At 64.7% G+C, this 24,286-nt stretch carries 21 protein-coding genes and 2 tRNA genes; 5 read left to right on the top strand and 18 right to left on the bottom strand.

Translation table 11 applies throughout. The features are described from left to right. Window positions 1–78: 78 nt before the first annotated feature. The gene (locus H3H45_RS09365; protein ID WP_235983546.1) at window positions 79–1,026 is read left to right on the top strand and encodes a DUF1853 family protein; all 948 of its coding nucleotides are present in this window, start codon (window positions 79–81) and stop codon (window positions 1,024–1,026) included. 107 nt (window positions 1,027–1,133) lie between these two features. Here H3H45_RS09365 and H3H45_RS09360 read toward each other — a convergent pair whose 3' ends face one another. From H3H45_RS09360 to H3H45_RS09340, 5 genes are all read right to left on the bottom strand, one after another. Then, window positions 1,134–2,243, bottom strand: a complete 1,110-nt coding sequence (locus H3H45_RS09360; RefSeq protein WP_182833464.1) for a cyclic nucleotide-binding domain-containing protein — start codon at window positions 2,241–2,243, stop codon at window positions 1,134–1,136. 39 nt (window positions 2,244–2,282) lie between these two features. Next, window positions 2,283–3,227 (bottom strand): 1-aminocyclopropane-1-carboxylate deaminase/D-cysteine desulfhydrase, encoded by a 945-nt coding sequence (locus H3H45_RS09355; protein ID WP_182833463.1) that lies wholly within the window; start codon window positions 3,225–3,227, stop codon window positions 2,283–2,285. After that, the gene (locus tag H3H45_RS09350; RefSeq protein ID WP_182833462.1) at window positions 3,227–4,597 is read right to left on the bottom strand and encodes a coiled-coil domain-containing protein; all 1,371 of its coding nucleotides are present in this window, start codon (window positions 4,595–4,597) and stop codon (window positions 3,227–3,229) included. Before H3H45_RS09350 ends, H3H45_RS09355 begins: the two co-directional genes overlap by 1 nt. Window positions 4,598–4,804: 207 nt before the next feature. Beyond that, window positions 4,805–5,236, bottom strand: coding sequence for a nuclear transport factor 2 family protein (locus H3H45_RS09345; protein WP_328822295.1), 432 nt, complete (start codon window positions 5,234–5,236; stop codon window positions 4,805–4,807). 65 nt (window positions 5,237–5,301) lie between these two features. Continuing rightward, window positions 5,302–7,335, bottom strand: coding sequence for an NADPH-dependent 2,4-dienoyl-CoA reductase (locus H3H45_RS09340; RefSeq protein ID WP_182833461.1), 2,034 nt, complete (start codon window positions 7,333–7,335; stop codon window positions 5,302–5,304). Between the two features lie 205 nt (window positions 7,336–7,540). Here H3H45_RS09340 and H3H45_RS09335 point away from each other — a divergent pair, with 205 nt between their 5' ends. After that, complete coding sequence (locus H3H45_RS09335; RefSeq protein ID WP_182833460.1) at window positions 7,541–8,461, top strand: hydrolase; 921 nt, start codon at window positions 7,541–7,543, stop codon at window positions 8,459–8,461. Further along, the gene (locus H3H45_RS09330; protein ID WP_182833893.1) at window positions 8,458–9,495 is read left to right on the top strand and encodes an AraC family transcriptional regulator; all 1,038 of its coding nucleotides are present in this window, start codon (window positions 8,458–8,460) and stop codon (window positions 9,493–9,495) included. Before H3H45_RS09335 ends, H3H45_RS09330 begins: the two co-directional genes overlap by 4 nt. 240 nt (window positions 9,496–9,735) lie before the next feature. Here the strand turns inward: H3H45_RS09330 and H3H45_RS09325 are convergent. The 13 genes from H3H45_RS09325 to H3H45_RS09265 all read right to left on the bottom strand — a co-directional run bounded on the left by H3H45_RS09325 (window position 9,736) and on the right by H3H45_RS09265 (window position 23,239). Next, a tRNA-Asp gene (locus H3H45_RS09325) sits at window positions 9,736–9,812 on the bottom strand. Between the two features lie 21 nt (window positions 9,813–9,833). Continuing rightward, window positions 9,834–9,909, bottom strand: a tRNA-Val gene (locus H3H45_RS09320). Between the two features lie 198 nt (window positions 9,910–10,107). After that, the gene (locus H3H45_RS09315) at window positions 10,108–10,632 is read right to left on the bottom strand and encodes a type II secretion system protein M (protein WP_182833459.1); all 525 of its coding nucleotides are present in this window, start codon (window positions 10,630–10,632) and stop codon (window positions 10,108–10,110) included. After that, entirely contained in the window at window positions 10,629–11,774 is a 1,146-nt protein-coding gene (gene gspL / locus H3H45_RS09310) for a type II secretion system protein GspL (protein ID WP_182833458.1), read from the bottom strand. The genes H3H45_RS09315 and gspL overlap by 4 nt, the downstream gene beginning before the upstream one ends. Beyond that, a complete protein-coding gene (gene gspK / locus H3H45_RS09305) occupies window positions 11,771–12,736 on the bottom strand; it encodes a type II secretion system minor pseudopilin GspK (RefSeq protein ID WP_182833457.1) in 966 nt (321 codons plus the stop codon). Before gspK ends, gspL begins: the two co-directional genes overlap by 4 nt. Then, window positions 12,733–13,422: a type II secretion system minor pseudopilin GspJ gene (gspJ, locus tag H3H45_RS09300; protein ID WP_182833456.1), complete on the bottom strand. Its 690-nt coding sequence runs from the start codon at window positions 13,420–13,422 to the stop codon at window positions 12,733–12,735. Before gspJ ends, gspK begins: the two co-directional genes overlap by 4 nt. Beyond that, on the bottom strand, window positions 13,419–13,808 hold the full coding sequence (gene gspI, locus H3H45_RS09295; RefSeq protein WP_182833455.1) for a type II secretion system minor pseudopilin GspI: 390 nt from the start codon (window positions 13,806–13,808) through the stop codon (window positions 13,419–13,421). The genes gspJ and gspI overlap by 4 nt, the downstream gene beginning before the upstream one ends. Further along, window positions 13,805–14,341 carry a type II secretion system minor pseudopilin GspH gene (gspH, locus tag H3H45_RS09290; protein WP_182833454.1) on the bottom strand — a complete coding sequence of 179 codons (537 nt, stop codon included), beginning with the start codon at window positions 14,339–14,341 and terminating at the stop codon, window positions 13,805–13,807. Before gspH ends, gspI begins: the two co-directional genes overlap by 4 nt. Before the next feature lie 6 nt (window positions 14,342–14,347). Continuing rightward, the gene (gene gspG / locus H3H45_RS09285) at window positions 14,348–14,770 is read right to left on the bottom strand and encodes a type II secretion system major pseudopilin GspG (RefSeq protein ID WP_182833453.1); all 423 of its coding nucleotides are present in this window, start codon (window positions 14,768–14,770) and stop codon (window positions 14,348–14,350) included. A 5-nt stretch (window positions 14,771–14,775) separates the two neighbouring features. Then, the gene (xcpS, locus tag H3H45_RS09280; protein WP_182833452.1) at window positions 14,776–15,990 is read right to left on the bottom strand and encodes a GspF family T2SS innner membrane protein variant XcpS; all 1,215 of its coding nucleotides are present in this window, start codon (window positions 15,988–15,990) and stop codon (window positions 14,776–14,778) included. Between the two features lie 16 nt (window positions 15,991–16,006). Further along, window positions 16,007–17,518, bottom strand: coding sequence for a type II secretion system ATPase GspE (gspE, locus tag H3H45_RS09275; RefSeq protein WP_182833451.1), 1,512 nt, complete (start codon window positions 17,516–17,518; stop codon window positions 16,007–16,009). 209 nt (window positions 17,519–17,727) lie between these two features. Then, on the bottom strand, window positions 17,728–20,469 hold the full coding sequence (locus H3H45_RS09270) for a peroxidase family protein (RefSeq protein WP_182833450.1): 2,742 nt from the start codon (window positions 20,467–20,469) through the stop codon (window positions 17,728–17,730). Window positions 20,470–20,611: 142 nt separating this feature from the next. Further along, window positions 20,612–23,239, bottom strand: coding sequence for a LuxR C-terminal-related transcriptional regulator (locus H3H45_RS09265; protein ID WP_182833449.1), 2,628 nt, complete (start codon window positions 23,237–23,239; stop codon window positions 20,612–20,614). Between the two features lie 45 nt (window positions 23,240–23,284). Here H3H45_RS09265 and H3H45_RS09260 point away from each other — a divergent pair, with 45 nt between their 5' ends. Next, window positions 23,285–23,464, top strand: coding sequence for a hypothetical protein (locus H3H45_RS09260; RefSeq protein ID WP_182833448.1), 180 nt, complete (start codon window positions 23,285–23,287; stop codon window positions 23,462–23,464). A gap of 191 nt (window positions 23,465–23,655) precedes the next feature. Continuing rightward, a complete protein-coding gene (locus tag H3H45_RS09255; RefSeq protein WP_328822327.1) occupies window positions 23,656–24,276 on the top strand; it encodes a type II secretion system protein N in 621 nt (206 codons plus the stop codon). Window positions 24,277–24,286 lie beyond the last annotated feature (10 nt).

The following is a 24,286-nucleotide window of genomic DNA, read 5'->3' as shown; positions in this document are numbered from 1 at the left end:
TCTGCAACGGGAGGAATTGCCCGGATTATGGGCGAAAGGCCGGCACAGCGGCAAACCGGCCTCGGCTATGCTCGGCAAATGCACACCCTACCCCACCTCGACGAGCTGCTCGAGCAGCTGCGCCACCCCCAGGTACGCGACCTGGCCTGGGCCCTGCTCGCCCCACCGTTGCTGCAGGACAGCGCCGCCTTGCCGCTGCGCCATCCGCTGACGGCCAGCAGCTGGCTGCGCGAGCCGCACCGAATCAGTGACTGGTTGCTTAGCCTGGAGCGCGACAGCCAGGCCTTACTGCAGTTTCTCTCCAGCGGTTCCAGTCGCCTCGGTCGTTATTACGAGCGTCTCTGGCAATTCGCCCTGCAGGCGGCGCCGGATGTGCAGGTACTGGCGGCTAACCTGCCAATTCGCGCCCAGGGCCGCACCCTCGGCGAACTGGACCTGCTATTGCGCGACGATCACGGCATTCATCACCTGGAGCTGGCGATCAAGCTCTACCTTGGTCCACGCCGCCATCCCGGCTCAGAAGCCGGGCACTGGCTGGGACCGGCCAGCGACGATCGCCTGGGACTCAAACTGCAACACATGGCCGCGCACCAGCTGCCGCTATCGGCCACGCCGCAGGCGCGCAGCGCATTGGCCAGCATCTGCGAGCAACCCGCGCAGCCAGGCATGTGGCTGAGCGGCTACCTGTTCTATCCCTGGGCAACCTCCTGCCATGCGCCTGCCGGCGCCAATCCGCTACACCTGCGCGGACGCTGGCTGCACCGGCGCGAGTGGGCGGACTTCACCCTGCAGAATCAAGAGGCGCACTGGCAGGTCCTGCCGCGCCAGGCCTGGTTGGCGCCGGCGCGCCTGGCGGCCGAGGCGCTCTGCCCTGCCGAGCCAGCGCGCGACTGGCTGGAGAGCCTGGCGCCAACGGCACCGGCGCAACTGCTGGTGCGCCTAGAGGCGGGAGCGGATGGTGACTGGCACGAAGCCGAGCGGGTCTTTGTGGTCAGCGATGACTGGCCGAACCCGGCATCCCTGTAGGAGCGAGCTCTGCTCGCGAAGCAAACCGAGTCACAGCCCTTCGCGAGCAGAGCTCGCTCCTACGACAAAAGCGCCAGGAGCGGATCGTCCGCCTCTGCGGGCATGCTTCAGTGACTGCGTTCGGTACGTCCGCCGGAACGAGCCAGGTAGCCGGGGCCGCTTTCGCAGAGCAGGGCATCACGCTGGATCGGCGGCAGCGCATCCAGGCCATCGCGCAGGGCGTAGGCGCTGAAACCCAGCTGGGAGAGGAGAAACACCGCACTGGCACTGCGCTTGCCGCTGTCGCAGTAGCACAGGTAGGTCTTGCCCTTGTCCAGCAGACGGGTTTTCAGGCGTAGCAGCTGCAACGGCATGTTCAGGGAGTGCTGCGCATGGGAGCGTTCGTACTCGTCCTGCAGGCGCACATCCAGCCACTGCGCGCCATTACCCAGCAGGCGAGCCGCCTCGCCGAAGGAGACTTCGTCGACCACCGGCGCCTTGAGCAGGGAGAAGAAATCCTGGCGATCCAGGCGCAACACCACACCGGCTTCGATCATGGTGACACTGGCATTGCGTGGCTGATCGGAAAGCAGCGCCTCCTCGCCAAAACAAGCGCCAATCTCCAGTTCGGCCAATACTTGGCGCGCGCTGTCGGCACCGCGAATCACCTCGGCGCGGCCACTCTTGAGGAAATAGCAGCAATCTCCACTCTCCCCCTCGACCAGCACGCGGCTGTCGGCAGGCAGATCGATCGGGTGCAGGCGTTCGAGCATGGCGCGCACGTTGGCCGGCGGTACCTTGGTGAACAGCGGGTTCTCCAGTAGCCGCTCCAGCCATTCGGTGTCTTCACCGTTACCCGCCAGTTCCAGCAACAGATCCTGGTAAGCCAGACGCCAGGTCAACAAGCGCCCGAGGGTCGCGCTGTCTAGTGCCAGTACGCTGGCATCGCTGAGCGCACGCGCCTCATGCAGACGCGGCAGGCTCGGTGAAAGCGGATGGCAGCTGGCTGCAGTGCCGGCCTGCAGACGCTCTTCCTGGCCATCGGCGCCGCACAACAACAGCTCGCCGGACAGCAGATAGTAAGTGGTACGTGCCTGGTCGCCCTGGCGAAACAACAACTGCCCGGCCAGCAGATGCTGCGGCACCAACTGGCTGCGCAACTCCCGCCATTGCTGTTCGGACAGCACATTGAGCGGGGTGAAACTGCGCAACTGTTCGGGGTTCAGGGGCTCACTCATCAGAACCTATCCTTTGATTATTCTTGCCGGCATCACTGCTCAAGACGCAGCCAGTTGCTGCAGACGTTCTGCCTGGGCCCGACGCCCCTGCAAACCGCCAGTGTGCAGAAACAACAGGCGCGTGCCTCGCGCAAAGTAACCGGCCTCAACCTCGCTGCGCAATGCCAGCAATGCCTTGGCGGTATAGACCGGTTCCAGCGGTACCCCAGACTCGCTTTGCACCTCGTCGATAAATACTGCCAAGTCTGCGTCCAAACGGGCGAAACCGCCGCGACTGGCATCCAGTAGACGATAACCACCAGGCGCCTGCCCAGCCTCGGCCAGCAGGCTGGCCACTGTATTTTCCACGCCCTGCCCCGGCGGCACAGCCAGCGCTCCATAGACGTGATGCTGCCCCGCCTCGGCCAGCACCAGTCCGGCCAGGGTCGTCCCGGTACCGGCTGCCAACCACCAGCCTTGATAATCAGTCCAACCCAGTTGCGCCAGTTGTGCCTGTGCCATCTCGACTATAGAGACGCAGGCTCGCGCCGCAGGCAGGCCGGCGCCACCTTCGGCCACTGGATACAGGTGGGGATATCGATGCTGCCAGGGCAGCCAGAAATCTGCCTGGTGGCGCGCGCGATAACCGCCGTACCCCAGCCAGTGCAGGTGCATGCCCATGGTCTGCAGGTCGTCAGTGGTCGGGGTATCCTGGGGCTCGCCACGCAGCAAGCCCACTGTCGGAAAAGCGAAGCGTTGCCCGGCCGCCGCCAGCGCATGCAAATGATTAGAGTGGGCACCGCCCAGACTGATCAGCCCGTTGGCACCGGCTGCTTCGGCAGCCAGCAGATGGGGCAGCAACTTGAACCACTTGTTGCCGGAAACCAACGGATCGAGCAGATCGAGACGCAGCACCGCTACCTCGACATCGGCAGCCGCCAGCCAGCCCAAAGACAACCGCTGCAGCGGCGCGCTCGGCGTCCACTGCGGAACGCGCAGCGTCACTAGCTGACGGTACGCAAACGGCTACCTGCCTTGTGCCGGGCGCAGCAGTTGGAATCACCGATGACGAAGCGGCTGGGGGTTTCCACCCGATCGATCGGCATCGCGCAGCGATCACCGGAGGGCAAGGTCGCCTCGCAGGTGGGCTGCTGGTAATGACTCAGCCATTGGCGATACTGAGCCTCGGAGACGAAGCACTTGGCCGCGGCATAGCTCATCGGGTTGTCCTGGTAGCGGGCAATATCCTGCAGCGGGATGGTCAGGTGCCCGGCGCCCGGGTGATAGACCACGAACACCACGCCGAGCTTGGAAAGACGCTCGAGAATCTGCCCGCCACCCTGGCTGGCGAACTCGTCACGCTCGCGCTTGAGACGCTCCAGCTCCTGCTGCAGTTGGGCATCCTGCTCGGTGCGGTAGGCCAGTTCGACATCACGAATAGCCACCTGCTCTTTATATTCGGCCACCGCCGCCGCCACCTTGGCCTGCAACTCGCTTTCGAACTGCGAACGCAGGATATCCACCTCGGTACGCCCATGCCGCTCCAGAGCTCGCAGCTGCTGGGTCATTTCCTCACGGCTTTTCTGCAGTGTCGCGCCCTGCCCGTTCAGTTGCTCTTTCAGGCTGGCGTTCAGCTCTTCCTGCTGGCGCAGAGCCTGATGCAGGTTGTGCACTTCGGTCTGCAGGCTGCGCAAGCGCTCTTCGCCGGCCAACTTGAGACGGGCCACTTCTTCTTCGTACTGTTTGCCCAGGGTGGTAATACGCAACCGCTGCTGCTTGATCAGCTGGGCGGTCTTCAGGCGGTGTTCCTGATCCTTCTGCTCGACCTGTTGTTGCGCCGCCTCACGAACGGCGTCAGGGGCCTGCCACTTGTCCTCGGCCACCATCTGCAGGCGCTCGGGCGATACCAGGGCAGCGGAATCATCCTCCACCAGCAGACCCAGAGCGTTACGCTTGACCGCATCGCGCAGCAGCACCAGATCATTCTTGCCTGGCGCCAAGCTCGGATCCCACAGGTGCATCTGGTGCCAGGACACCGGGCACTGGCTGCGGCAGGCCAGGCGGATCGGACCAGCACCCAAGTCGGGACCGCGCCCGGCGTTGTCGGCCAGATGACGCAGCGGCAGGTTCCAGCCCTTGTCGGCGGCGCCTTTTTCGTCGAAATCCAGGTAGAAAAACACCACGGAGCGGATCAGCAGGCGCGGGTTGATCAGCAGGTAGGCCATGCGTACCTGCTCGTCGGCGAACTCCGGCATGTTGACCACACCGTCGAGTAATGCCTCAAATTCGGGAAAGAACATTTCCTTGCAGATGCCGCGTTGTTCATTGAAGAACATCACGGCTTCGACCATCTGCGGTTTGTTCTGCATGCTCATGACTTTCCTCGCGACACCTGGCTGACACGTGCTGTCTTGCGGGCCATCTTCCTGGGCACGCGAAACCGGTAAAACAGGCATTACTCCTTGCCTCAGGCAAGTCTAGGGGAAAATGCAAAGCGGGCAATGTGACTGGGTTGGCAGTCACCTGCCACCAGTCGCAGATGGGCCGGCGGCAGGATCAAACTGTGATGGGGTTTTGCCCAATCAGGCCGGTTTGGCCGCCAGGAAGGGCGCCAGACGCCGCCCCATCTCCTCGCCGAGGGCTTGCAGGCCGCTCATTGGCCGAATCATCACCTCAAACTCAACGATCTTGCCGGCCTCATCGAAGCGGATCATGTCGATACCCTTGAGCTCGCGCTCACCGACCTTGGCACTGAATTCCAGCACCACATTCAGGCCATCGGCACTGGCCAGCTCGCGGTGATAGACGAAGTCGACGAACACCTTGCTCACGGTATTGAGAATCAGCGAGACCATGGGCGCGCCGGCATAGGGCTTGTGCGCCATGGGCGAGCGGAATACCGCCTGCGGGTGCAGCAAATCGGGCAGTTTGCTGAGATCGTTTTTTTGCATCAAGCCATGCCACTGCGCGAGGGTGACGGCGGCTGCCGGTTGCAGTTGAAGGTTAGCGGACACGGGCTTCTCCTTATTGTTATGGGCCACATACAAAACGCCCCGCACTAGGCGGGGCGTCGGGTGCTTTAGAGTTCGGCGGCGAGGCGCGAGCCCTGGTTGATCGCGCGCTTGGCGTCCAGCTCACTGGCGACATCGGCGCCACCGATCAGGTGCACGTTCTGCCCGGCGGCAACCAGGCCATCCTGCAGCTCGCGCAGCGGATCCTGGCCGGCGCAGACGATCACGGTATCCACCGGCAGCACCTGCGGCTCGCCTTCGCCGATACGGATGTGCAGGCCGGCGTCGTCGACCTTGAGGTATTCGACCGAGTTGAGCATCTGCACGTTCTTGTTCTTCAGGCCGGTGCGGTGGATCCAGCCGGTGGTCTTGCCCAGGCCGTCGCCGACCTTGGATTTCTTGCGCTGCAGCAGGAACACTTCACGCGCCGCCGGGTGCGGATGCGCCTGCACGCCCGCCACGCCGCCGCGGGCTTCCAGAGCGGTGTCGATACCCCATTCCTTCCAGAACTCGTCGCGATTGAGGCTGGTCGCCTCGCCCTGGTGGGTGATGAACTCAGACACGTCGAAGCCGATGCCGCCGGCACCAATCACCGCAACCTTCTGACCAACCGGCTTGCGCTGCAGGATGGCATCCAGGTAGCTGATCACCTTGGCGTGCTCGATGCCCGGAATGGCCGGAGTGCGAGGTGCGATACCGGTGGCCAGAATGATTTCGTCATAGCCGCCCTTGGCCAGGTCATCAGCCGACACACGGGTATTCAGGCGCAGATCGACACCGGTGGTTTCCAGCTTGCGCTTGAAGTAGCGCAGGGTCTCATAGAACTCTTCCTTGCCCGGCACGCGCTTGGCCACGTTGAACTGGCCACCGATTTCGCTGGCCGAATCGAACAGGGTCACGCTGTGGCCACGCTCGGCGGCCACGGTGGCGGCGGACAGGCCTGCGGGGCCGGCACCGACCACGGCAATCTTCTTCACGGCGGTGGTCGGGATGTAGTTCAGTTCGGTCTCGTGGCAGGCACGCGGGTTGACCAGGCAGCTGGTCAGCTTGCCGCCGAAGGTGTGGTCCAGGCAGGCCTGGTTGCAGCCGATGCAGGTATTGATTTCGTCGGCACGGCCTTCTGCCGCCTTGTTGACGAAGTCCGGGTCGGCGAGGAACGGACGGGCCATGGACACCATGTCGGCATCGCCCTCGGCCAGTACCTGCTCGGCCACTTCCGGGGTGTTGATGCGGTTGGTGGTGATCAGTGGGATGCTGACTTCACCCTTGAGCTTGGCGGTAACCTTGGTGAAGGCCGCGCGCGGCACCTTGGTGGCGATGGTCGGGATACGCGCTTCGTGCCAGCCGATACCGGTGTTGATCAGGGTCGCACCGGCCTTCTCGATGGCCTTGGCCAGCAGGACGATCTCATCCCAGGTGCTGCCGCCCTCGACCAGGTCGAGCATCGACAGGCGGTAGATAATAATGAAGTTCGGGCCAACGGCCTCACGCACGCGGCGGACGATCTCCACCGGCAGGCGCATGCGGTTCTCGTAGCTGCCGCCCCAACGGTCGGTGCGGTGGTTGGTGTGGGCAGCGAGGAACTGGTTAATGAAATAACCTTCCGAACCCATGATCTCGACGCCGTCGTACTCGGCCTGCTGGGCCAGCAAGGAGCAGTTGATGAAGTCCTGGATCTGCTTCTCGATGCCTTCCTCGTCCAGCTCTTTCGGCTTGAACGGGTTGATCGGCGCCTGGATCGCACTCGGCGCTACCGATTTCGGGCTGTAGGCATAACGGCCGGCATGCAGGATCTGCATGCAGATCTTGCCATCGGCCTCATGCACCGCGCGGGTGACGATCTTGTGCTTCTCGGCTTCCTCGACAGTGGTCAGCTTGGCTGCACCGGAGTACACGCCACCTTCCTCGTTCGGACCGATACCGCCGGTGACCATCAGGCCGACACCACCGCGGGCGCGCTCGGCAAAGTAAGCCGCCATGCGCTCGAAGCCATTGGCCTTTTCTTCCAGGCCGGTGTGCATGGAGCCCATCAGGGTGCGGTTCTTCAGGGTGGTGAAGCCGAGGTCGAGGGGGGCCAGCAGGTGCGGGTAACGAGCGGTCATGGAGTTCTCCAGAGCAGGCTTGAGCAATTCACGGGGTGCCGCAGTCTCAACAGGACCGCGATCGGTTATGCAGCAGAAGATAAAGAGCCGCCGCCAGGCACTCAATGATCGAAAGTGACAACTTATTGATCAAAAATAGCAGCTCGACTTGGCTTTGTCGGCTCACTCCCCTAACCTCATCGACGAATCCCTCAACAGCACCGCCATGCGTACTCTGCTCTCCCTGCTCCTCGCCACCCTCCTCCTCGGCCTCGCCGGCAGCTACCTGTTCTGGCTGCGCGATGCGCCACCCGGCCACTACCTCACCGATCTGCGCACCGATATCGCAGAGCTGGGCGGGCCGGCGGACTGGCACGGCAACCTGCTGACCCTCAACCCCGCCCTGTACCCCAGCGACTACAGCAGTTCGCAGCAACTCAGCCGCAAGCTCGACAGCATCCTGCTGCAGGCGCGCGACAACGCTCTGCTCACGCCGGAGACGGTGGTGATCCTGCCCGCCCAGATCGGCACCTGGCTGTTGCTGAGCCACGAAAAACCGCAGGTCTACAGCGCCCGCAGCCTCGACGAGGTGAAACTGCAGCTGGCGCTGAACAATCCACTCAGCCTGCTGCGCACTTGGCTGTTCACCGATGACGCCTCCTGGAACGAACTGCTGCTGCGCATGAAGGCGCAACAGGCGGCGGACGATTACCTCAAGGTCTTCGCCCATCTGGCACGCAAGCACGCCGTGACCCTGCATGCCGGCAGCATCACCCTACCCTCACCGCAACTGCTTGATGGCCGCATCGTCACCGGTTATGGCGAGCTGCAGGCATTCGGTCTGACCTTCGCCAGCGATGGCAGCATCCTCGGCCCGCCACGCAGCCAGAGCCTGCAGGCCAGCAGCGTTGCTCCTCAACCCATCGAGCAGACGCTGGGCGAGGATCTGCTCAGCACCCAGGGCAATGGCGACAATGGCCCGCCGCTCGAAATCGTCACCTTGCGGCGTAACCAGAGCATCGCCAGCAGCGTGACCTTCCTGCGCGGCCGGCTCTGGCCGGTGCAAACCGATCAGCTCAACCTGCGACTCACGGCAACGATGACTGACAGCCACAGCCAGCTGCTTAATTTCTGGATCGCACCCTGAAAAGCTCACGCGTGCGCCTGGGCGACCTGTCCGTGGGTTTCATTCACGGCCTGATCGCCGCCGTGCGCGAAGCCGGCCAGGACCCCGCCCCCCTGCTCGCCCAGTTCGGTCTGGACGCCGCTCGCCTGGCAGAGCCCCAGGGGCGCCTGTCGATTCCGCGCTACATGCGCTTGGGCCACGCGGCCATACAGCTATGCAACGAGCCGGCCCTGGGCCTGGCCATGGGCCGCTTGAGCCATCTCGGCCAGCTGGGTCTGGCCGGCGTCACGGCGGCCCAGGCACCGACCCTGCGCGAAGCGGCACGCACCCTCACGCGTTTCGAGCCGCTGTATGCGCACAACTACCGCGGCCAGTCGAGCTTCCACGAAGACAGCCAGGGCGCCTTGCTGCGCTTCTATTCCATCAGCCCGTACAACGCTTACAACCGCTTCGTGGTCGACTCGGTGCTGGCGGGCTGGCACAGCCACCTGAGCCAACTGGCAGGCGTGACACTGAAGGTGGAAAAGGTCGAGATCGAATTCGCCGCGCCCAGCTATGCCGAACGCTACAGCGAAGCCTTCGGCTGCCCGGTGGAATTCTCCGCTGGCGCCAACCAGCTGCGCCTGAGCCTGCCGACTCTGGCCCTGCGCGGCCAGGCGCACTGCCCGAGTACCTGGCAGCAACTGCTGGCCCTGGGCGAGCGCGAACTGGAACAACTGACCCGCACCCGCAGCCTGCGCGAGCGCATCACGCGCCTGCTTGGGCCATTGCTGCATGGCCGGGAACCGGATCTGGAGGAAGTGGCGGCACGCCTGCAACTGCCGGTGTGGACACTGCGGCGCAAGCTGGCGGAAGAAGGGACGCAATACCGGGCGATTCTCAACGATACCCGGCGCGATCTGGCGATGGCCTATATACGCGACACCGAACTGGCGTTCGGCGAAATTGCCTATCTGCTCGGCTTTGCCTCGGCAGAGGCCTTTCAGCGGGCCTTCAAGCGCTGGAGCGGGCAGACTCCGGGGGAGTTCCGCCGCCACCAGCGCCTACAGCCCTGACAGCACTCACAGCTCGGTGGCGTCTTCGGCGGGCTCCGCCGGATCGCGCTCATCGGCGTGGCAGTCGAGCAGTTCTTCTACGTAATCATCCATTGGACTTCCTCCTGTTGTGACGATATGGCCTAAACAAAGACCATGCCAACAGCCTGAAGATTCCCGATGACAAAGCGATGACGGTAAAAAATTTTCCGCCAGATGCGAAAAACCCCCAGCTCTTGCGAGCTGAGGGCTTCTCTAATATGGCGCAGCGGACGGGACTCGAACCCGCGACCCCCGGCGTGACAGGCCGGTATTCTAACCGACTGAACTACCGCTGCGCGTCGGTTCTCGCAAGAGACTGGTGGGTGATGACGGGATCGAACCGCCGACCCTCTGCTTGTAAGGCAGATGCTCTCCCGGCTGAGCTAATCACCCGAGTAGCCTTGCGAGGTGGCGAAATTTACGCAGCTAGCTCACCTAAGTCAACACCCTGCTTGAAGTTTTTTTCTTTGAGGTGGTTTTAGCGAGCATTTCCCCGCCCCACCATCGGGCACACAGTCGCTGCAGACGGGCGCTATAAGCCCGCCCATTTTCAGTGCAAAGACTGCTGGCAATGCCTCCTGACGGTGACCTTCAGGCGCCACTGCGTAGCAACAGTCGACTGCTCACCAGCTCCTTGTCGGCCCGCTCCAGGCCGGCTTCGTCGACCCGCACGCCCTGCTCTTCCAGGCTCACCAACCAGCGCAGCAGGCGGCTGAACTCGGCAGGCTGCAGGCTGACCTGCACCGCACCGTCTCCCTGGCTGTCCAGACGCTCGACATTCAGGCCATGGCTGCTGGCGCTGGCGGTAACCAGGCCCTGCAACTGCGCCGGATCGACGCTGACCTGCGGTTTGCCGCTCTGCGCACGCAGCTGCGGCGCATGCTCCTGCAGGTACTGGTGCAAGGCGCGCTGCTGCTGCAGGTAGGCACGCGCCTGCACCACCTGCTGCGCCGCCGGGCGCCAGAGCGCCAGATAGAGTAATGCCAGCAGCAGGAACAGACCCAGCAGGCCCAGGGCCAGGCGATCACGCGACGGCAGGCCGCGCCAGTACGGCAGCAGGCCAAGCTGCTCCAGGCGCGCCTGCAGTGGCTCAGTCAGTCGATTGAAACGGCTCATCCATTACCCCCGATCACCAGGCGCGCACTGACGCCATTGTCCTCGCGACTGGCCGAGCCCATCTCGACCGCCAGTCCAGCCTGCTGCAGGCGCGTACGCAAACGCTCCAGGGCGGCGAAATCCTGGGCCTGCAGGTTCAACGCCAGGTCGCCGCGCTGGGAATTGAAATCCAGCTGTTCGACGCGCACCTGCGCGCCCTCGGCGTTGATCGCCTGCGCCGCCTGATCGAGCAGACCGAGCAAGAGGTTCTGCCCGCTGCCTTCGGCCTCGGCCAGGTGCTGGTCGAACTGCGCACGCAGGTTGATCAGCTTGTTGTCGTCCGGGAACAGCTCGCGGTACAGCGCCTCGCTGGCGCTGGCGTAGCCCTCGGCCTCGCGCTGCAGCTGCCAGCCCTGCACCAGATTGAAACCCCACTGCAGCACCAGCCAGAGGCCGAGCAGCGCCAGCAGCGGACGCCAGCGCCCCAGATCATTGGCCGCTTCGCGACGGGCGAAGGCACCCTGGGCCAGGTTGCCGCCCGCTTTCTGCTGGGCCAGCCAGACGTAGGGCTGAGCCAGTTCGTGGCACTCGTCGACCTGCGCCGGCATGGCCTGACCAACCGCCACGTGCGCCACCCGCGGCGCCGGACAGAGCGCCTGCAGCTGCGGCCAGTCCTGCGCCTGCAGGGCCAGGCGCGCCTCGCCGCTGCCGCCGAGCAACCAGCGCTCGCCCAGGCAGAGCAACTGGCTGCCTTCACCACCGAGCAAATCGGCATCCACCTCGATACGCTGTGGCAGACAGGCACCACATAGCGCCAGCCAGGCAGCCAGCCAGTCGCGGCGCACGGCATATACGCGCTGCCGGCCATCGGCCAAGGTCTCGCCGACGCACAAATGGAACAGCTCGACATCCTCGGCCAGCAGCTCTTCCACGGCAAACGGCAGCGCCTTCTGCAGCCAGCGCGCCTTGGTGGTCGGCAACTGCACGACACACACGGTCACCGCCTCCACCGGCAGGATCAGGCGCCAGGCCTGGTCCGCCGCCGGCACAGCCTTGGCAAACGGCAACTGCTCGACCGTACCACTCTGCACGCGCCGCACCAGCAGCTCGGGATCGACGGCAGAACAGGCCGCCGGCGGCAGAAATACACAAAGCGCACTCATTGCTTGGACTCCTTGGAGGGCTCAGGCGGCGCAATGCCGCTCTGCCCCAGATCACGCGCCAGCACACGCACGCGCCCATCATTGCCACGTTGCAGATAACTGACCAGCACCTGGCGGCGCTCGCCCAGGCTCGCCTCGCTGATCACCTGAAAATACTGACTGCCGATATCCAGACCCGCGGGTACCTCTGGCACCCCGAGCTGCTGGGCAAAACCCGCGAGGTCACGATAACCACCACGTTTCTGCATGGCGACCACCCCATCCAGCGCCGACGCTGAAACATTCTCGCCCAGGCTGGCCAGCACCTGGGCGCTGGCGGTGTTCACATTCAGCTTGGCCTCGACTGGCAAGGCGCTGACGAAAGGCAGCAGACGCCGGTACTCGGCCTCCTTCATGCCCAGCAGCAGGCGCAGCTCGGAGACCTCGCGAATCAGCCCCGGCCCGGTGCGATAAGGCGGCTGCAGCAGCAGGTAGTGGGCATCCTCGGCGCCATTGCCGCCGAGGTTTTCCTGGTCCTGATCCAGCCAGTCCTGCAGGCGCTCGGCATATTCGACCGGCAGCTGCAGCTGCTGCAGCAGCAGGCGCAAACGCTGCAGGGCAATTGCCGCGGTGGCACTACCGTTGGCCAGACTATTGAGGTTGAAGCGCCCGGACAGGTCGATGATGCGCAGGCGCAGCTCGCCGCCTTCATCCAGGGGAAAACTCAGTTTCGGGTTAGCCCAGGGCTCGCCCAGATGATCCAGCGGCTGGCGCGGATCGCCCTCACGCAGGTCGCGCTGCAGGATCGCCTTGGCCAACAGCTCGCCGCCTTCGGCGTAGTACTGCGCCTGGCGCACCAGCAACTGGTTGCCGGTGCTGCGGATGGCCAGCTGCTGACGCAGTACCAGGCCGGTGCAGACCACACTGACCAGGGCCACCACCAGCAGCACGGTGATCAGCGCCACTCCGCGCTGACGGCTCATGCGGACGGCTCCGGCGCCGGCTCTTCAGGCAGCAGCTCGCCGCCGTCGCCACCGGGCACGCCCTGCTGAGCCTGCTCAGCAGTCTCCGGCAGACGCCAGAGGCGTCGCAGCTCACCGTAATGACGCTGCTCGATAACCAGCTCGACGGCCTTGGGCAACAAGGTCAGCGACTCATCGCTATTGCTATTGGCGGGCGGCCAGTTCTGCAACCAGCGCCCCTCATCATCGAGAAAGCGCAGCTCGAAACGCCGCACCCCGCCCAGCGCCTGCTGCACCCGCGGCTGGCTATCCTGCGCCTGATCCAGCACCGCCCAGTAACTGCGCTGCCATTGCTCGCCCTGCAACTGCCAGCGCACCCGCTGCAAGGTGGCGCGATTCAGGCCCAGCGGGTTGCGCCAGCCATTGCGGGTGAACTCCAGGCTGCTGGCCGTGCTGCTGTCACCGAGCATGCTCGGCTGCACGTCGCCCAGCGGATCGCGCACCGGCCGCCGCCACACCTGCAGCAGGTCGCGCTCGAAAGCCGCCATGGCGCGAGTCAGCTCGCGCAGGCGCTGCTCCTGGGCACGCTGGCTGCGATCGGCCTGCATCACGCTGTCGAACATGCGGTAGGTGGCCAGGCCGAGCAGCGCGAAGATGGCGATGGCGATCAGCAGTTCGAGCAGGGTGAAGCCACGGCTGCGCCTCATGGCTCGCTCCCGAGGAAGCCGCTGAGGGTCACCAGCGCCTGTTCTTCGACCTTGCCACGCAAACCGCTCTCGGGGCGCAAGGCCACCCAGATGGTGACGCGGCGCATGCCGGGATCGCTGGTCGTCTGCACCTGGCTCTGCCACAGCCAGCGCCGCCCGGCGTAGGTTTCTTCGCCCTTCTCGCTGCCGTCGTCCGGCGGCGTCTCGGCCAGTTGCAGCTCCTGCATGCGGTTGTCCGCCAGCCACAGGGCGAAGGTCTTGTCTTCCAGGCGCGCGGCGGTCTGCAGTGAACGCGCAGTGGCGGTCAGCACGCTGGCGGCGACCAGGGCGAAGATGCCCAGGGCCACCAGCACTTCCAGCAGGGTAAAACCGCGCGCGCGCTTCATGGCACCTTACCTGGCGACTTTTCCGCCTCGATCAGCGGCTCGCTGAAACCATCGCTGGAAATCAGCAGAGCCGGCCCACCGCGCTCGCGCCCGGACAGGCGCAGGCGAAACGGGCTGAGCTCGCCGCTGGAGAGGATCAGCAGCTGCGGTACCGGCAGCTTCGCCGCGCCCTTGCCGGTAGGGCTGGGCAGGGTCAGAGCCTGCTCGTCCAGCTCGATACTCAGCTCCACCCAATCGGGCAGACCGTGCACCCTGGCGTCGTCTTCCAGCGCCTGCCACTGGCCACGCTGTGGCTCGTAGCGCAGCACCTGGTAGGACTGGCGCTCGAAGCGCACACCGTATTCGCGGTTATCCAGCACGGCTTCGTCGAGCAGCACGCGCAGCAGGCCGGCCAGCCGCTCGGCCTCGTCGTTCAGCTGGCGCGCCGGGCTGGCAGCCATGCCGCTGCCGAGCACGGCCATGCCGGTCAAGGCGCCGAGTATGACCAGCACCACCAGCAACTCGACCAAGGTAAAGCCGCGCGCGGCTCTCATCGGGAATCAGAGATCCCAGTTGCCAATATCGGCGTCACCACCCTCGCCACCTTCCTGGCCGTCGGCGCCCAGGGAATAGAGGTCAATCTTGCCGTGGGTGCCCGGTGCCAGGTACAGGTAGGTGTTGCCCCACGGGTCGACCGGCAGCTTCTTCAGGTAGCCCTCGGCGTTCCAGTTCTTCGCCGGCGGGTTGCCGGTGGGCTTCTTCACCAGCGCCTCGAGGCCCTGCTGGGTGCTCGGGTAGCTCTGATTGTCTAGCTTGTACATGTCCAGTGCGGCGCCGATGGCGCGGATATCGTTCTGCGCCACGGTGACCTTGGCCTGGTCCGGCCGGCCCATCACCTGCGGCACCACCAGCGCGGCGAGGATGCCGAGGATCACCACCACCACCATGATTTCAATCAGCGTGAAGCCTTGTTGCTTGTGCATCGTTTTCAACCCACCAGTTGGTTCAAAGACAGAATCGGCAGGAGGATGGCCAGTACGATCACCAGCACCACCGCCCCCATGAAGACCAGCATGAACGGCTCGAACAGCCCGACCAATAGGCCGATGGTGGCCGCCAGGTCGTTTTCCTGATTACGCGCGGTGCGCGCCAGCATCTGGTCCAGCTCGCCGGAGCGTTCGCCGCTGGCGATCATATGCAGCATCATCGGCGGAAACTGCCGGCTGGCCTCCAGCGCCCGTGACAGGCTACCGCCCTCGCGCACGCGCTGGGTGGCCTGGATCACGTCATGACGGATCACCCGGTTGACCACCACTTCGCTGCCAATCGCCAACGCCTCGACCAACGGTACGCCGCTGCGCACCAGAATCGCCAGGGTCGAGGCGAAGCGCGCGGTCTCGGTGGCGCGGACCAGCCCGCCCACCAGCGGCACGCGCAGGACGAAGCCGTGCCAGCGCTGGCGCATACCCTCCTCGCGCACCGCGCGGCGAAAGCCCAGCACGCCGAGCACAATGAGGATCAGCGCCAGCCAGCCCCAGCCCTTAACCAGCTCGCTGACCAGGATCAGGCCACGGGTAAGCGCCGGCAGGGTCTGCCCGGAGTCGATGAACACCCGCACCACATCCGGCACCACATAGCCAAGCAGGAAGCCGACGATGATCAGCGAGGTGATCATCAGGATCAGCGGATAAAGCAGCGCCAGTTGCACCTTCTGCCGCGACTGCTGGCGTTGCTCGGTGTAGTCGGCCAGTTGCTCCAGCACCGGGCCCAGGTGCCCGGCATGCTCGCCGGCGGCCACGGTGGCGCGGTACAGCTCGGGAAAGGCCGCCGGAAACGCCGCCAGGCTGGCGGCCAGGCCGTGGCCCTCGAGCACCCGGGCGCGCACGGCCAGCAGCATCGACTGGATCCGCGGCTGGCGCGACTGGGCGGCGGCGGCGCGCAGGGCTTCCTCGATGGGCAGCGCGGCGCTGATCAGGGTCGCCAGCTGGCGGGTGACCAAGGCCAGGTCGCGCGCGGCCAGCCCGCGGCGCAGGCTGAACCCACTGCCCTGCGGCGCCTCGCGGCTGCGCATGGCTTCCACCTGCAGCGGCGCCAGTTGCTTCTCGCGCAGCAGCTGGCGTACCTGGCGGGCGCTGTCGGCTTCCAATACGCCTTTCTGCTGGCGGCCCTTGGCGTCGAGGGCGATGTATTCGAAGGCGGCCATCAGTCGCTCCTAGCCATCAGTCTTCCCGGGTGACGCGCAGCACTTCTTCCAGGGTGGTCACCCCTTCCAGCACCTTGCGCCGACCGTCTTCGCGGATGCCGGGGCCGAGGCTGCGCGCATGGCGGGTCAGCTCCTGTTCGCCGGCGCCATTGTGCACCAAGGAGCGCATCTGCTCGTCGAAGATCACCAGTTCGTAGATGCCGGTACGCCCACGGTAGCCCTGCTGGTGGCATTCGCTGCAGCCCTGGGCGTGGTAGATGATCGGTGCGGCCTGCGGTTCGAGGCCGAGCAGGCTGCATTCGGCCGCGTCAGCCGGACGCGCTTCGCGGCAGTGCGGGCAGAGCACGCGCACCAGGCGCTGAGCCAGCACGCCGAGCAAGGAGGAGGAAAGCAGGAACGGCTCGACGCCCATGTCGACCAAACGGGTGACGGCGCCCACCGCGCTGTTGGTGTGCAGGGTCGACAGCACAAGGTGACCGGTGAGCGAGGCCTGCACGGCGATGTCGGCGGTTTCCTGGTCGCGGATCTCGCCGACCATCACCACGTCCGGGTCCTGGCGCAGGATGGCGCGCAGGCCACGGGCGAAGGTCATATCGACGCGCGGGTTGACCTGGGTCTGGCCGATGCCTTCGAGGTAGTACTCGATCGGGTCTTCGACGGTGAGGATGTTGCGCGTGCGGTCGTTCAGGGTGACCAGGCCGGCGTACAGGGTGGTGGTCTTGCCCGAGCCGGTGGGGCCGGTGACCAGCAGGATGCCATGGGGCTTGCGCAGATTCTCGTCGAGCAGGCGGCGGTCGCGCTCGCTCATGCCCAGGTGTGTCAGCGACAGGCGCCCGGCCTGTTTATCCAGCAGGCGCAGCACCACCCGCTCGCCGTTGGCCGAGGGCAAGGTGGAGACACGGATGTCGACTTCACGCCCCGCCACCTTGAGCGAGATACGCCCGTCCTGCGGTACGCGCTTCTCGGCGATGTCCAGCCGCGCCATGACCTTGACCCGCGACACCAGTAAGGCCGCCAGCTCGCGACGCGGTTCGATCACTTCACGCAGGATGCCGTCGACGCGAAAACGCACGACCAGGCGTTTCTCGAAGGTTTCCAGGTGGATGTCGGAGGCGCCGGCCTTGATCGCCTCGCCGAGGATGGCGTTGATCAGGCGGATGATCGGTGCGTCATCTTCCTGCTCAAGCAGGTCGCCGGACTCGGGGGTCATTTCCGCCAGGCTGGCCAGGTCCAGTTCGGCACCCAGGCCTTCGGCCATCAGGCGTACTTCCGAGGAGTCGCGCTGGTAGGCGGTAGTCAGGGCCTGTTCGAATTCGGCGGGGCTCAGCCAGTGCAGCGCCAGCACCTGGCGGGCAAAGCGCTGGGCTTCCTGCAGAGCGGCCAGGGTCGCGCCTTCGCGCAGACACAGGCTGACCTGGCCAGCGTCTTCGCGCAGCAGCACGCCGTGGCGTTTGGCAAAGGCGAAAGGCAGCGGGCGCAGGGGCACGACTGCCGGAGCCGCTAGCGCGGCGTGAATATCGCTGGACATGCGCGGGCCCGTTCCTGAATGGCGGATTGCATCGGTTCTTATTGTTATATGGCGCAACAGAGCGGCCAAGTTAACGGATTCAGTGGAAAAATAAAGGCCCGTGATTGCGCTTTGTCGCGACAGTGCGGGCAATCACAGAACGACACTGGATAAAAAAGGCCCCAGCATGAGCCGGGGCCTGGTTTTGCTGGGCGGTTTGCGCCGCCGTTTTACTTGTCTTCGTGGCGCTGGTGCTTGAAGAACACCCCGCTGTCACCGAACGCCGAGGCGATCAGCGGCGAAGTCAGCTCCAGTTCGCCGACCTTCACCGCACTGCTGCGGCGCTGCTGGGCGTAGGTACGGCTGGTGGACGGGATGATGGAGGTCTTGATCTCCATTGAGGTGGCATACACGTCATACAGCTTGGTACCGGCAGTCAGGGTCAGCAGATCGCCGCGAAAGTCGTGAGCGGCAGTGGAGAAACGGCTACGCAGCTCGCTTTTCGGCACGAAATAGATCTGCGTCGGCGCCTTGGGCGTGGTCACGGCCTGGCCGTTCTGCGCCACCTTGGCGAAGTCGTCGACCCGCAGCAGGGTCGGCTTCAGGCTCACCGCCGAGAACAGGATGGTGGTGCCCAGGGTGTCGTTGACTTCCGGAACCACGTACTGCGAAAGCTCGTTGGCGAAGAAGTTGTAGTTACTGCCCTGGCCGCTGAGGCTGACGAGCGCGGAGACGTTCTGCGACGGTTTGCCGTTGACGAAGGCCTTCCACGCCAGCCCCGGCTGGAAGCCGTTCTTGGCCGGATCACCGGCTACCGACAAGCGCAGCAGGCCACTGTCGGCGCCCTGGAACAGACCGGTGTAGGGGTTACCCGCGACCGGAATGAACTTGACCTTGGCCATCACGCCATTGGGGTGCATGGCCTTTTCATGGCCCACCGGGGCGACGTCGGTGCGCGTCTGCACCTTCTTCCACAGCACCGAGCCGATCAGCCCACCGACGTCCACCGGCGGGATCACCGGCAACTGGCCTTCGGCATACTGGGTGCGCAGTGCACCGTTGACCCACAGGTTGTCCTGCTTGGCCTGGGCCGGCCAGTTTTCGTAGTCGACCGGGATGTTCAGGCCCCAGGGTTTGAAGGCGTTTTCCACGCCCAGCAGGCTGCTGTCCAGCTGCGGGTTGTGACGCTTGAGCACGTCGACCATGGTGGTGTTTTCCACCCAGGCCAGACCTTCGGCGGTGTACACCTCAGGACGGTAGTCCTTGGTGTAGAAGCGGTCGGTCATCAGGCGGCGCGAGGCGTTCATGATGAAGATCTGGAACGCCGTTTCGCCGAAGGCGAAGCCGTCCGGACGCACGGTTTCGGCGAGCATACCGACCAGAGTGTCGATCTTCTCGATGTCGTTGCCGTAGACGCGCTTGAGGTTGGCCAGGGCCACCGGCTCGGTGGTCAGATCCTCGAACTTGGTGATCGGGTTGAGGCCGATCTCGCGGCGGAACTCGTTGTAACGCGGCACGCCACGCTCACGGTCGCGCAGTACGTCGACGGTCGCCAGATCGATGTTGCCGACCAGCGGAATCGACAGGTTGCGCAGGAAGTTCGGGTAGTTGTTGAGGGTCAGCGAACCCGGGTTGGTGATACCGAAGGAGTACCACAGGCGCTCCGGACTTTCGCTGGAAAGCAGGTCCTCGGCGTCACCATCGCGGGTGTTGGGCAGCGGGATCGAATTGGCGATCACGTTCGAGCCGATGTCGTAGACATCCACCTTGTCGCGCATCAGCGGGTGCATGCGGTACACGGCGACGAACTCTTCGGTGAGGGTGTACGGTACCCCGTAGTTGTTCGGATTGGTCGAACCGACGATACCGGCCAGGGCATGGTCGATGGCCGAGCTGCCGGCCTGGCTGCCGTCGATGCCGAGGATGCGCAGGACGAAGGAATTCGAGCTGGCCAGGTCCTCCTGCAGCATGCGCGCCTCATCCTGGTACTTGTCGCGGTTCGGCCCGGAACCCAGCAGGCCCCACCAGTTGGCGTACATCGCGCGCTCGGTGACCGGGTTGGCGATGACCGCCGGGGTCCATTCCACGGTGTGGATCTTGGCCATCAGCGCCGAGTTGACCAGGCGCGCGCGGTCATACAGCCACTGGTCGCTCTGGCTCGGGTACTTCTGCTTGAGCATGCTGGCGATGGCGTTGTGTTCCTTGGTGAACAGCTGGTGCAGCATGCTCAGACCAACCCACCAGTTTTCGTTGACGCCGGTGATCGGCTTGCCGCTGAGGTACTCGCTGGGCAGGGTGCCATCGGCATTGATCTTCAGCTTGCCATCGACGAAGGAACGCACCTTGTCGTTGGTTTCCTTGCTGCTGCCGTACAACTGCGAGCCGTCCCACCAGTGGGTGTTGTGGTTGCGGTAGGTCTGCGGCTTGCCGGCTTCGGCGGCGGTGCGGGTCGGATCAAGCTGGGTGCGGCGCACCGACAGCGCACCGCTGCCGAAGGCGTCACCGGCCGGCAGCGGAATCTGGATCGGGTTGTCTTCGGCGTTAGGGCCGTGGTCGACCCAGTCATGGACCATGAACTGGATCCACGAAGCGGCGATGAAGTTGAGGCTCGGCGCCGGCTTGAACTCGCCACGGGCCATTAGCACGTTACTGACTTCACGCGGGTTGGGGCTGAGCAGGGTGTCTGCTTCGGTTTCACCGTGGGTAACCGTCGGATCGACGTTACGTCCGAAACGCCGGTAGACCGAGCCTTCGGCCGGGTTGGCGAGGATGTTACAGGTGCCATCCTCGGTGCGTGCGCCCTGACTGCGCGCATCGCAGGTGATGTTGGCGTTGGCCGCCGGCAGGTTATCGACGTCGAACAGATTGTTCTTGAACAGCACATCGCGCTCGAGCGCGAGCGTGATCAGGCCGGCATAAATGCCCAGGGTGCCGAGCTTGACCAGACTCGGCCATGTGACCCAAACAGACATGGCTATATCTCCCGTTTTTTCTTGTAGTAGTTACGGCTAGGGGCCGGTTTTCCAGCTGCCGGGAGAGTAGGGATTTGCGCCGCCCCCTCCCCCCCTCTGCGGGAGGGGAAAGTGGCGATTCGCCTGCCGTTGGTCGCGGCGATTAGTTGCGCGGATGCTGGCTGAGGATGGCTTCGGTACGGCTGGAGAGATTCAACTTCGAGTAGATGTTCTTCAGGTGCCACTTGGTGGTGGACAGGGCGATGCCCATGCGTGCACTAATTTCCGTGTTGGACAGGCCGCTGAGCAGGCAGTCGAAGATCTCCACCTCCTTGCCGGTCAACAGGCTTGCCAGATCGGGCGCGGGCGCCGGTGCGGTGCTCTCGGCCAGGAGGAACTCGGCATAGGTCTCGCGGTACTTTTCCGGCACGTCCAGCTGCCCCGACTGCAGTAGGCCGAGCACCGCTTCGGCGAAGCCGGGCGCCTCGTCGAACACCGAGCGGTTGATATTGACGATGCCGTAGTGCTGCACCAGTTGCAGCAGCGCGCGCAGCTGCTCGTCCTTGCTCAGTTGCGGCGCACTGAGCACCAGCAGGTTGGCCTCGACCACCAGGGTGCGCGCCTTCATCTCGCTGCGCCGCAAGGACTCGGCGAGCACCTTGAGGATGCGACAGGCGCGCGGCTGGGCGCCACGCTGCACCAGCCAGTACACGGCGGCCAGGCCATAACGCTCCCAGCATTCATCGTAGGGCCGCGCCCGCTCCCACTCCCCCGCCGCCAGCCGCTCTTCGATGCCCAGGCGCTGGGCCAGGGCATCCAGGGCCGCCGGACGACTGCCGAGGAAGGCCTGGCGCATGGTCTCCTGCGCCACCTGGCTGGCGAAACGGGCATAGTTACCCAGTTGCAGGATGCGTGACAGCTGCTCCAGCAGGCGCCCGGCACGGCCGTCGGACTGGCGCCGATAGAGCAGGCGCGACAGGGTGATGTGCACGGTGGCGATGGTCTCGGTGGCCGAAGACGAGCTGACCACAGCCATCAGATCCTCGCACAGCTGCTGGGCCGCGGCCAGCTGGTTCTGCTCATACAGCGCCACCACCATGGCTGTGGCTCGGTTGACCCAGGCCGGCGAGGAGCGTTCGGTGCGCTGGTAGTCGTGGTAGACGTCCTTGCGCGCACTGGTGGCGCGGCAGGCGTTGCGGTTGCACAGGGCGATGATCAGGTCGGCATAACTTTCCAGAAAGCTCTGCCCGGTCTGTCCCAGCAGCGCCTTGGCCTCCAGCGCCATGCTGATGGCCTGCTGCAGCCGGGCGTTGAGCAGATGGTGATAGGACAGGATGCTCAGCGCCAGCGCGCGGATTTCCGGCGGCACTCCAACGGCCAACAGATCGGACCAGCGTTCACCGGGGGTGAAGCCGAGATCGAACTGGAACAGCTCCAGATTGAGTTCCAGCAGCTGACGGGTCAGCACATCCACCGTCGGCTCGCGACTGGCGCGGGCACCCAACTCGTCCAGACAATAGCGTGCCTGATGGAAACGCCGCGACAGGGTCAGCGCATAGACCATCGGCACCAGCAGGCGCGGGCTGGCGAACAGTTCGCTTTCGCTGAGCGGCTCCAGCCACTTGAGCACCTCGGCGAAATGCCCGGAGCGCACCCACTGTTCGCAAGCCTCCTCCAGCATGCGCCGGAACAGTCCCGCATCATTGCTGCGCTGGGCATGCTGCAGGGCTTGCTCGAGATCGCCGCGCTGCTGGAAACATTGTGCCGCGCGGCGGTTTAGCGCACCGATGCTGTGCGGCTGTTCGACCGCCAGGCGCGCGGCCAGGAAGTCATGCAGCAAGGCATGGTAGCGATACCAGCCCGGCTGATTGTCCACCGGCAGCATGAACAGCTCGCGCACGGCGATATCTTCCAGCAGCAGCGCCGAGCCACTGCGCTCCAGCACGTGGTCACACAGCTCGCCATCAAAACGCTCGAAGATCGCGCTACACAGGAAGAAGTCGCGCAGGTGCGGCGACAGGCGCTTGAGCACCACATGGCCGAAGTAATCGACGATCTCCGGCTGGCTGCCGTTGAAGCGCTCCAGGGCGATGGTGCCGAACCGCGCATAGGCCAGCAGCGCCACCTTGACCCCGGCGACCCAGCCCTCGGTCATGGCCATCAGGCTGTCGACATAGGTCAGGCTGAGGCTCGGCCCGCCGAGGTGCGCATTGAGCTGCTGGATCTGCGCCGCAGTCATACGCAGGTCGTGCTGGTCGATGCACAGCAGCTTGTTTTCCAGCTTCAGCCGACTGAGGGAGAATCCGGGATGGTTGCGGCTGGAGAGGATCACCCGGGTATCGCCGGACAGGCGTTCGAGCATCGCCGAAAGCACGTCGAGAATGGTCGGCTGGCTGATGTACTGGAAGTCATCGAGGGTGATGTACAAACCGCCGGCAATTCGCTCCAGGGCATCGGCCAGGTATTCACCGACCACTTCGGGCGCCTGGTGCATTTCGCCGGCGAAGGGGTTGAACCAGGAGATGTCAAAGTCTTCGACCTGGCTGCGGATGGTCTCCGCCAGGCGACGGAAGAAACGCACGGGATCATTGTCGCGTGCCTGCAGCGGGTAGTAGACCACCGTGCGCCGGGTGTGCCCCGCCTGCCAGTGAGCCAGCAGGGTGGACTTGCCCGAGCCTGCAGGAGCCAGCAGCAGGGTCAGGGGGAAATACTCGCAGTGGCTGAGCAGCTCCAGCAGTTCCTCGCGGGCAAATCCAGGAGGAATGGCGGAGGAAGGCTTGCGGTCTTCCATGGCAGTGTCCCGTCGGGCTTATTTTTATTGTTGAACGGAAAGCGCTTGGCGGCCGATGATAACGGCCGGGTGTCGGGAAAATCCGAAGCAGATCACGCTTCTGGCAGCAAAACTGCCCGGTCGCTGACTGACGCAGCGGTACCTTTTATCGTTTTCGCCGGCGCGAATCGCGGCAAACGCCTGGTGGTGGCCTTTTTCACCGCACTGTCAGAGATTTCTGGCTGAATCGCCAACTGCATGACAGAGCGCGCACAGCCCGAACAGTTGCGGTATGGTTGGCGCTGCTCCGCGCATGACGGAGTGAGCAGGCGCGGCGCGAGTGCGCCGCCTGGCTTAATAGAATAAGAAAATCATTGGGGGATGATGCATTGAGCGCAACAGGCACCCGCCTTCCTGGCTGGCTGCAACGCCATGGCGTGAGCGGCCTTTGCCTGCTCGTGGTGGCCGGCATGAGCCTGAGCCTCTCCTGGCAGATCGTCGACCTGCGGCGTCTGCTGCATAGCCCGCCGCCAGTGAGCGACAGCGCACCTGCTACCAACCAGAACCAACCGCTGGCGGTAGAACCCCTGCAGGGCCTGTTCGGCACGCCCGTACTGCAGAATGGTGATCAACCGGCGCCACCTACCAATCTGCAGTTGACCCTGCTAGGCAGTTTCGTCAATCCAGACAGCAAACGCTCAACGGCGATTATCCTGGTAGCTGGCGGCAAGCCCCGGCGCTTGACCGTCGGCGATGAAATCAATAGCGGCGTGCGCCTGCAGGCCGTACATCAGGACCATGTGGTGCTGAGCCGCAACGGCCGCGAGGAAAGCCTGCATTTCCCTCGCCTGCGCACGGCGACAGCTGCAGCAGCCACCTACAGCGAACAGTACGATCCGCAGTATGACCCTGCGGAACCGACCGCCGAACAGCTTGAGCAACTGCAGAGCGAAGACGTCCAGCAGTTGCAACAGCGCATGGAAGTTCTCCGTCAACAAATGGAAGGCGATGGCACCACGCCGCCGACCGAAGCGCCAGAAGCCGAAATCAGCCAATGACCCACTTCAG

The organism is Aquipseudomonas guryensis, from assembly GCF_014164785.1.
GTDB lineage: Bacteria > Pseudomonadota > Gammaproteobacteria > Pseudomonadales > Pseudomonadaceae > Aquipseudomonas > Aquipseudomonas guryensis.
Note: the sequence above shows the minus strand (reverse complement) of the source record. Positions and strands in the feature narration are given on the sequence as shown.